At 64.3% G+C, this 10,555-nt stretch carries 2 protein-coding genes; both read left to right on the forward strand.

Features of this window, described 5'->3' with window-relative positions; genetic code table 11:
* Positions 1–205 precede the first annotated feature (205 nt).
* The gene (locus KGA98_RS21165) at positions 206–9,442 is read left to right on the forward strand and encodes a non-ribosomal peptide synthetase (protein ID WP_223503604.1); all 9,237 of its coding nucleotides are present in this window, start codon (positions 206–208) and stop codon (positions 9,440–9,442) included.
* 52 nt (positions 9,443–9,494) lie between these two features.
* Positions 9,495–10,553, forward strand: coding sequence for a TauD/TfdA family dioxygenase (locus KGA98_RS21170; protein WP_223503606.1), 1,059 nt, complete (start codon positions 9,495–9,497; stop codon positions 10,551–10,553).
* The last annotated feature ends 2 nt before the right edge of the window (positions 10,554–10,555 follow it).

The following is a 10,555-nucleotide window of genomic DNA, read 5'->3' on the forward strand; positions in this document are numbered from 1 at the left end:
GGCGGTGCGTCAGCCACATACATGGCACCTGACACACCGCCTTCGCGAGCAAGCCCGCTCCCACAAGGGGGTGTGATGTTCTTGTAACCCGCGCTCTACCGCCCTCCTGATACTTGTTCCCATCCGCTAATTTTTCCCGCCTGCATTCGTTTTATAGGGACGACGCGCCCTTGCGCCTGCTGCCTACTGATGCGGATGCCGATAGATGAATGCTGAAGACTCCTTGAAACTCGCTCGCCGGTTTATCGGGTTGCCCCTGGAAAAGCGTCAAATGTTCCTTGCGGCCTTGCACAAGGAGGGCGTGGATTTCGCCCGTTTTCCGATTCCGGCCAGCATCGAGGCTGAGGATCGCCTGGCGCTGTCGTACGCCCAGCAACGCATGTGGTTTCTCTGGCAACTGGATCCCCACAGCGGTGCCTACAACCTGCCGGGCGCGGTCCGGCTGACCGGGTGCCTGAACCTGTCGGCGCTGGAGCAGGCGTTCGCCAGCCTGGTGGCGCGGCATGAAACCCTGCGCACGGTGTTCGCCCGTCAAGCCGATGACAGCCTGTTGCAAGTCCCGGCCACCGCGCCGCTGGTCATCGAGCAGGTGGATTTCAGCGCACTGCCCGCCGAGGAGCGCGAACGTGCCGTGGCTGAAACCGCCGAACAGCAATCGGTACTGCCGTTCGATCTGTCGACCGGTCCGCTGCTGCGGGTCACCTTGCTCAAGCTCGCAGGGCTTGAGCACGTGCTGTTACTGACCCTGCACCACATCGTCTCCGACGGCTGGTCGATGAACGTGCTGATCGACGAATTCATCCGCTGCTACGACGCCTTCGATGCCGGCACGCAACCGCAGCTGACGCCGCTGCCTATCCAGTACAGCGACTACGCCCTGTGGCAGCGCCGCTGGCTGGAGGCGGGCGAGCAGGCGCGGCAACTGGCGTACTGGCAGGCGCAATTGGGCGATGAACATCCTGTGCTGGAACTGCCGCTGGATCATTCGCGCCCGGCGATGCCGAGCTATCGCGGTACCCGCTACGAATTCGCGGTCCAGGCGCAACTGGCCGAGCAACTGCGCAGCACCGCACAGAAGCACAACATCACCCTGTTCATGCTGTTGCTCGGCGCTTTCAACACTTTACTGCATCGCTACACCGGGCAAACCGACATCCGCGTCGGCGTGCCCATCGCCAACCGCAACCGCGCGGAAATCGAAGGCCTGATCGGCTTCTTCGTCAACACCCAGGTGTTGCGCACCCAACTGGACGGCCAGACCCGGGTCGACGACCTGCTGCGCGCCATCAAGGAAACCGCCCTTGGCGCCCAGGCCCATCAGGACCTGCCGTTCGAGCGCCTGGTCGAAGCGCTGAAACTGGAGCGCAGCCTCAGCCACACGCCGCTGTTCCAGGTGATGTACAACCACCAGCCGCATGTGGCCGACATGGCCTCGGTCAGCACTGCGTCCGGCCTGGAGCTGGGCAGCATCGACTGGCAAAGCCGCACCACCCAGTTCGACCTGACCCTCGACACCTGGGAAAAGGGCGGCAAGCTGCACGCCGCGCTGACCTACGCCAGCGACCTGTTCGAGGCCGATACCATCGCGCGCATGGCCCGGCACTGGACGAGCCTGTTGCAGGCGATAGTCGACGACTCGACGCAAAAAATCGGCGAGTTGCCGATGCTGACGGCGGATGAGCAGCAAGTGCTAGTGCAGGGCTGGAACCGCACCGCCGAGATCTATCCGGTCGAGCAGTGCATGCACCAGTTGATTCAGGCCCAGGCCCGACGCACCCCCGGCGCGCCGGCACTGGTGTTTGGCGATCGTCAGCTCAGCTACGCGCAACTCGACGCCCGCAGCAATCAACTGGCGCACTGCTTGCGCGAGCAGGGTGTCGGCCCGGATGTGCTGGTGGGGATCTGTGTCGAGCGTTCACTGGAAATGGTCATCGGCCTGCTGGCGATTCACAAGGCCGGTGGTGCCTACGTACCGCTGGACCCGGAATACCCGGCTGAACGCCTGGCCTACATGATCGAAGACAGTGCGATTGGCTTGCTGCTCACCCAAAGCACTTTACTCGGCGCACTGCCCACCGAGGGCGTCAAGGTCATCGCCCTGGATCAGGAGCAAGACTGGCTCGACGGCTACAGCGAGTCCTGCCCGCCAGTTGAAGTGCATCCACTGAACCTGGCCTATGTGATCTACACCTCCGGTTCCACCGGCAAGCCCAAAGGCGCTGGCAACAGTCACGCGGCGCTGGTCAACCGCTTGTGCTGGATGCAGCAGGCTTACCGGCTGGATGGCAGCGACTCGGTGTTGCAGAAGACCCCGTTCAGTTTCGATGTGTCGGTGTGGGAATTCTTCTGGCCGCTGATGACCGGCGCGCGCCTGGTAGTGGCGCCGCCGGGGGCGCATCGTGAACCGGCGCGGTTGACCCGCCTGATCGGTGACCACGGCATCAGTACGCTGCACTTTGTGCCGTCGATGCTCCAGGCGTTCATCCACGAGCCGGGTGTCGAGGCGTGCGCCGGCCTCAAGCGCATCGTCTGCAGCGGTGAAGCCTTGCCGCTGGATGCCCAATTGCAGGTGTTCAAAAAGCTGCCGGGTGCCGGGTTGTACAACCTTTACGGCCCGACCGAGGCGGCCATCGACGTCACCCACTGGACCTGCATCGACGAAGGCGCCGACAGCGTGCCCATCGGCCGGCCCATCGCCAACCTGCGCACCCATGTGCTGGATGCACAATTACTGCCGGTTCCGGCCGGCGTGGCGGGGGAGTTGTACCTCGGTGGCGCCGGGCTGGCGCGCAGTTATCACCGGCGTCCGGCGCTCAGCGCCGAGCGTTTTGTGCCGTGCCCCTTCCATGACGGTGCGCGCTTGTACCGCACCGGCGACCGCGTGCGGCAGCGCGCCGATGGGGTGATCGAGTACCTCGGGCGCCTCGACCATCAAGTCAAATTGCGCGGCCTGCGCATCGAACTGGGGGAAATCGAAACCCGGCTGATGCAGCATGCGTTGGTGCGTGAGGCCGTGGTGCTGGTGCAGGGCGGCAAGCATCTGGTGGCGTATCTGGTGCTGGAAAACGCCGACACCGATGCGCAGTGGCCACAAACCCTCAAGGCCTGGCTGCTCGACAGCCTGCCGGAATACATGGTGCCCACCTACCTGATGCCGCTGGACGCCTTGCCGGTGACCGCCAACGGCAAGCTCGACCGCAAGGCTTTGCCGCCACCCGACGCCACGCCGCAACAGGCATTCGTTGCGCCACAAGATGCGATGCAGATCGCGCTGGCGCAGATCTGGCAAGAGGTACTGGGCGCAGAACCCGTGGGCCTCGAAGACAATTTCTTCGAGCTCGGCGGCGACTCGATCATTTCCATCCAGGTGGTCAGCCGTGCCCGCCAGGCGGGCATTCGCCTCAGCCCGCGCGACTTGTTCCAGTACCAGACCGTGCGTAGCCTGGCGCTGGTCGCGGCGTTCGACAGCCGCAGCACTGTCGATCAAGGCCCGGTCAGTGGCGAGGTGATCCTGACCCCGGCACAGCATTACTTCTTCGAACAGGCCATCGCCCAGCGTCAGCACTGGAACCAGTCGCTGCTGTTGACGCCCCGGGACGCGTTGAATCCTGAGGTGTTGGAGCAGGCCTTGGTTACCGTCATCAACCACCACGACGCCTTGCGCCTGCGCTTCATCGACGGTGCCGACGGCTGGCAGCAGCGCCACGCAGAGCCAGTCGAGTCAGCTGGATTGTGGCAACGTCGGGCGTCTTCGACCGAAGCCTTGACCGGCCTGTGCGATGAAGCGCAACGCAGCCTCGATCTGGCAAGCGGGCCGCTGCTGCGTGCCTTGCTGATCAGCCTCGACGATGGCAGCCAGCGCCTGTTGCTGGTGGTTCATCATTTGGCCGTGGACGGGGTGTCATGGCGGGTGTTGCTCGAAGACTTGCAACAGGCTTACCGGCAAGTGGCGCTGCCCGAGAAAACCAGCGCCTATCAAGCCTGGGCCGCGCATCTGCAACAGCATGCCGGCGCCTTGCCTGGGCAAATGCCGTACTGGCAGGCGCAACTGGCGGACGCCCGGGACCTGCCGTGCGACAACCCCCAGGGCAGCTTGCAGCAGCGCCACGGGCACAAGATCGAATCGAAACTGGATGCCGAACTGACCCGCCAGTTGCTGCAACAGGCCCCGGCGGCCTATCGCACCCAAGTCAATGATCTGTTGCTCACGGCGTTGGCGCGGGTCATCTGCCGCTGGAGCGGGCAGGGCTCGACGCTGATCCAGCTGGAAGGCCACGGCCGCGAAGACCTGTCCGACGACCTCGACCTGAGCCGCACCGTCGGCTGGTTCACCAGCCTGTTTCCGGTCCGCCTGCAACCCGAGGCCGGGGTGGCAAATTCGATCAAGTCGATCAAGGAGCAACTGCGCGCCATTCCCGGCAAAGGCCTGGGCTATGGACTGCTGCGCTACCTGGGCGAACCGGCGCAGCGCCAGGCCCTGCAAGACTTGCCGGCGCCACGGATCACCTTCAACTACCTGGGGCAGTTCGATCGTCAGTTCGACGACGCCGCGCTGTTCGTCCCGGCCCCGGAAAGTGGCGGCCAGGCTCAGGGCGATGATGCGCCGCTGGCCAACTGGCTGACCGTGGAGGGCCAGGTCTATGGCGGGCAGCTCTCGCTGCAATGGGGCTTCAGCCGTGACATGTTTGCCGAGTCCACGGTGCAACGACTGGCCGATGCCTATACCGAAGAACTCAAGACACTGATCGAACATTGCTGCGCGACAGCGCCAGGCCAGGTTACGCCGTCGGACTTCCCGCTGGCGCGCATCACCCAGGCACAACTCGATGCCTTGCCTGTTGCGGCGCCGGCCATCGAGGACGTTTACCCGCTGACGCCGATGCAACAGGGCATGCTGTTCCACACCCTGTACGAACCCCAGGCCGAGGCCTACATCAATCAATTGCGCCTGGACATCCAGGGGCTGGAGTTGGCGGCATTCGGCCGGGCCTGGCAGGCGGCGATCAACCGACACGACATCCTGCGCAGCAGCTTTCACTGGCTGGGGCTTGAGTGCGCGCATCAGGTGATTCATCGCCAGATCGATCTGCAACTGCAAGTGATCGAAGCAGCCGACATCGATCTCGATGCACTGGCCGCCGAGGAGCGCAGCCGTGGCTTCGAACTCAGCGCCGCGCCATTGTTCCGCCTGCTGCTGGTGCGTCGGGGCAGTGAAGGCTGGCACCTGATCCATACCAGCCATCACATCCTCATGGACGGCTGGAGCAACGCGCATTTGCTCGACGAAGTGATCCAGCACTATGCCGGCCAGACGTTGGCCAGGCCGTTGGGGCAATACCGCGACTATCTGGGCTGGATTCAACAGCAGCCGCTGCTGGCCGCCGAACAGTTCTGGAGACAGGCGCTGGCGCCGCTGGAAACGCCGACGCTGCTGGCGCAAGCCTTGCCGACGCCTGCCCAAGGGTACGGCATGGGTGAACATCAATTGACCCTTGAGAGCGCCGCGCTACAGCGCCTGAGCGATTTTGCCCGCCAGCAGAAAATCACCCTCAACACCTTGCTGCAAGGCGCCTGGGGCCTGCTGTTGCAACGCTACACGGGCCAGTCCTGTGTGGCGTTTGGCGCAACGATTGCCGGACGCTCCGCGCCGCTGCCGGGCATAGAGCAGCAGTTGGGGCTGTTCATCAACACCTTGCCGATCATCGCCGCGCCGCAAGCGGGGCAGTCGGTGGCCCAGTGGCTCAGCGACCTGCAAGCCCTGAACCTGAGCCTGCGCGAGTTCGAACACGTGCCGCTGTACGACATTCAGGGCTGGGCCGGGCAACAGGGGGCGCTGTTCGACAGCCTGCTGGTGTTCGAGAACTTCCCGGTGGCCGAAGCCCTCAAGCAAGGGGCGCCGGCGGGCCTGACCTTCGGTGCGCTGCACAATCACGAAATCACCAGTTACCCGCTGACCCTGGGCATCGAAGTCGGCGCCAGCCTGCGCCTGGATTTCAGTTTCGACCGAACCCGGTTCAGTGCCGCGCAGATCAGCCAGTTGGGCGCCAGCCTGTTGCAGGTGCTGGGGCAGTTCGTCGCACAGCCACAACAGGCATTGGGCGCGGTCAGCTTGCTGGATGCACAGGCGCAAGCAATGGTGCTGGCGTATTCCCGTCCGCCGGCGCCGCCAATCGATAGCCCGTTGTTGGCTCATCAGCGGTTTGAGCAACAAGCGGCACGCACCCCCGATGCGCTGGCGGTGATGGTCGGTGACGAGCGCCTGACCTACGCCCAGCTCAATGCGCAAGCCAACCAGCTCGCCCATCGCCTGCGTGCCCAGGGCGTGGCGCCGGGGCAGCGGGTGGGCCTGTCGGTGCGGCGCAATGGGCAGATGATCGTCAGCCTGATGGCGATCCTCAAGTCCGGCGCCGGTTATGTGCCGCTGGACCCGGATTACCCGGCCGAGCGCCTGGCCTGCATGATCGAAGACAGCGGCATGGACCTGCTGCTGGCGCAACCGGGCCTGTTGGCCGATGTAGCGCTGCCGCAAGGTTTGCCGCGCCTGGCGCTGGAGCCGGGCGCAGACACCGGGTATTCCACCGACAACCTGATCAACCTCGCCAGCGCCGAAGACCTGGCCTATCTGATCTACACCTCCGGCTCCACCGGACGCCCGAAAGGCGTGTGCCTGGCCCATGCCGCACTGCGCGAGTTTTGCGTGATCGCGGCGCACTATTCACAACTCACCCCGCAAGACCGCGTGCTGCAATTCGCAACGTTCAGCTTCGACGGCTTTGTCGAGCAGTGCTACCCGCCATTGTGCGTGGGCGCGGCGCTGGTGATGCGCGGTGATGAACTGTGGGACACCGACACCCTCTATCGCCAGATCATCGAGCATGGCGTGACCCTGGCGGATTTGCCGGCGGCCTACTGGTTCCTGCTGTCTCAGGAGTGGGCCGCGCACCCGCAGCGGGACAAGGGGCGTTTGCGTCAGGTCCACGTCGGCGGCGAAGCCATGTCGCTGGAAGGTTTGAAGCTGTGGCACGCCGCCGGCCTGGGCGATGTGCGCCTGCTCAACACCTATGGGCCAACCGAAGCCACGGTGGTGTCCAGTACCCACGAATGCACACTGGCCGATACCCGCAATCACATTGGCGTGCCCATCGGCAAAGCCCTGCCGGGGCGTGCGCTGTATGTGCTGGACAGCGAAGGCCACCTGCTGCCGACCGGTTGCGTCGGCGAATTGTGCATCGGCGGCGACGCCGGCCTTGCCCAACGTTATCACCAGCGACCGGGCTTGAGCGCCGAGCGCTTCATTGCCGATCCGTTTTCCAGCACGCAGGGCGCGCGGCTGTACCGCAGCGGCGACCTGGCGCGCTATCGCGAGGACGGTGCGCTGGAGTACCTGGGACGCATCGATCATCAAGTGAAAATCCGTGGTTTCCGGGTTGAGTTGGGTGAGCTGCAAGCGCATCTGCAAGGCTTGCCGATGATCAGCGAAGCCGCGGTGCTGGTGCACGAAGGCGTTGGTGGCAAGCAATTGATCGGCTACGTAGTGCCGGCCAGTGATGAATGGCTGAACTCGGATCCCCGTCAACTCACCGACACCGTACGCCGCGCCCTGGGCGAGCGCCTGCCGGAGTACATGCTGCCGGCGCAACTGGTGTTGCTGGCCGCGTTGCCGCTCAACCGCAACGGCAAACTCGACCGCGCCGCGTTGCCGGCCCCGCAGGTCTGGGAGGCCGACGTTGGCAGCGCCCCGCAAGGCGCACTGGAAATCGAACTGGCGCAGATCTGGCGGCAGGTGTTGCAGGTCAATCGCGTCGATCGGGAAAACAGCTTCTTCGAATTGGGCGGGCACTCGTTGCTGGCGACGCAAATCGTCTCGCAGATCCGCCAGCGCCTGGGCCTTTCGGTGAGTTTGCGCAGCCTGTTCGAACATCCGCGCCTCGAGGATTTCGCCGCTCAGGTGCAGGCGCTGCAACACAGCTGTGAGCGCCCGGCGCTGGTGGCGGATACCTCTGGCGAACGCCAGCCGTTGTCCTTTGCCCAGCAGCGCTTGTGGTTCCTGTGGAACCTGGAACCGGACAGTTCGATGTACAACATGCCGGGTGCCTTGCGCCTGCGCGGCGAACTGAACCTCGATGCCCTGCACCGAACCTTCGAAACCCTGGTGCAGCGTCACGCCGTATTGCGCACCACCTTTTACGAAGAAGACGGCCAGGCCTGGCAGCGGGTGCACGGGCAATTGCCGTTGAGCTTCGAGGCCAACGACCTGCGGCATCGACCGGCGCCGGACGTCGAAGCGCAGCAACTGGCCCGCGAGGAGGTCGCCCGGCCATTCGACCTGCGTCACGGTCCGTTGCTGCGGGTGCGGGTGCTGCGGGTCGCGGATGACGAACATGTGCTGTTGCTGACGGTGCACCACATCGTCGCCGATGACTGGTCGTTCCGCGTCCTGATCAATGAATTCGTCACGCTCTATCCAACCCTCAACCGTGGCCAGACCCCGCAACTGCCGGCGCACAGCGTGCAGTACGCCGACTTCGCCAAATGGCAGCGCCAGTGGCTGGAGCAGGGCGGCGAGTTGCAGCGCCAACTCGACTACTGGCAGCAGCGCCTTGCCGAGCCACAAGCGGTGCTCGAGTTGCCCGCCGATGGCGACCGGCGCACGGCGCAAGAAGGCGCCAGTGCTCATTTCACCTTCAGCGCCGAACTCAGCCAGCAGGTGCGCGACTTTGCCCAACAGCGCGATCTGTCGCTGTTCATGCTGCTGCTGGCCGGTTTCACCCTCGTCCTGCGCCAGCGTACCGAGGTCAGTCGGGTGCGTATCGGCACCGATATCGCCAACCGAAATCAAGCCGAGCTTGAAGAAATGGTCGGCTTCTTCGTTAACCAATTAGTACTGCAAGTGGAGGTCGATGCCGAGCAGTCGGCGGCGCAGTTGCTGGAGGCCTGTCGCCGGGCGGTGCTGGAGGCTTCGGACCATCAGGACCTGCCGTTCGAGCGTCTGGTGGAAGCCTTGCGCTTGCCGCGCCGGGCCGGCCGTTCGCCGCTGTTCGACATCAAGCTGATCTACCAGGAAGGCGTCGGTCGCTTGTCGTCGATGGAGGGCCTGGAGGTCGAGGACTTCCCGTCCGGGCGCCAGGCCGCCGAGATCGGCATGGTCGCCGCGTTCTACAACGATGCCGAGCACATTCACCTGAGTTTCGAAACGCCGGTGGGCCAGTACCTGCCGAGCACGCTGGAGTGTTTGTTCGAACAGATCCGGGCGGTACTCCAGGCGCTGATACGCGCTGACGGAGTGCAGGTCGGTGAGTTGCTGGACCTGGCCGCCGATGTGCAACGCCGGGCCGATGCGCGCTTGAGCGAACAACGCAAGGCGTTGCTCGGCGGCGCCATGGCGATCAAGCGCCGCTCGGCGAACCGTGGCGCACCGGCAACGCAATCCGCGGCGGACTGATTCAGTCGGCGGCGCCTTTGAGCGCCGCCGTCAATATTTTCTGGAGGGGTTTATGACCGTTTCAACGACCAAGTCCATTCCCAAGATGGGTCGTGGTGCCCGCAAGAGCCTGTCCACCGATCCGACGCGGCTGGTGAGTTTTGCGCCGATGTTCGAAGGCCTCAGCATGCCGCTGGTGTGCCGTCCGGCCGTGTCCGGCGTGAGCCTGGTGGAATGGGCGACCCAGAATCGCGCGCTGATCGAAAGCAAGCTGCTGGAACACGCGGTGATCCTGTTCCGTGGCTTCCAGGTGGCTGATATCGGCGAGTTCAACCGCTGCGTCGACGGGATTTCCGGCGGTGCCCTGGAGTACCTGTTCCGCGCCTCGCCACGGACCCAGATCAGCGGCCAGTTCAAGATCTACAGCTCCACCGATTACCCGGCGCCGGAGAAAATCTTCCCGCACAACGAACACTCGTATTCACCGGTGTTCCCGCGTCACCTGTATTTCTACTGCGACACGCCGTCGACCACCGGTGGTGAAACACCCTTTGGCGATACCCGCCGGATCCTCGCACGGATCGACCCGGCGGTGCGCGAAGAATTTGCCCGCAAACGCATCATGTACGTGCGCAACTACGGCGACGGCATGGGCCTGCCATGGCAGACCGTGTTCCAGAGCGAGGATCGCAGCGAAGTCGAGGCCTACTGCGCCAAAATCGGCATCCAGGCCGAATGGAAGCCGGGCAACCGCCTGCGCACCCGGCAGAACGGCCCGGCCATCGTGCGCCATCCACTGACCGGCGAGCGCATCTGGTTCAACCACGGCACCTTCTTCAACGCACTGACCCTGCCGGACAGCATCCGCGACAACCTGCTGCGTGAATTCGGCCCGCAAGATTTGCCGCAAAACACCTTCTTCGGCGACGGCTCGCCGATTCCCGAGGACGTGATTCGTCACCTGCAAGGCATCTACCGCGAGGTGATGGTCGAGTTCGCCTGGGAGAGGGGCGACGTGGTCCTGCTCGACAACATCCTCAGCGTGCATGCGCGCAACGAATTCACCGGCTACAGAAAAATCCTCACGGCCATGGCCATCGCGCAGAAAAGCGCCGACCTGGATCAGGAATAAGG

Source organism: Pseudomonas sp. BF-R-24 (assembly GCF_019947335.1).
Taxonomy (GTDB): Bacteria; Pseudomonadota; Gammaproteobacteria; order Pseudomonadales; family Pseudomonadaceae; genus Aquipseudomonas; species Aquipseudomonas jessenii.

What these genes read in the sequence shown, in the direction of transcription:
- KGA98_RS21165 (WP_223503604.1), top strand. Translation starts at nt 206, where the DNA reads ATGAATGCTGAAGACTCCTTGAAACTCGCTCGCCGGTTTATCGGGTTG.
- KGA98_RS21170 (WP_223503606.1), top strand. Translation starts at nt 9,495, where the DNA reads ATGACCGTTTCAACGACCAAGTCCATTCCCAAGATGGGTCGTGGTGCC.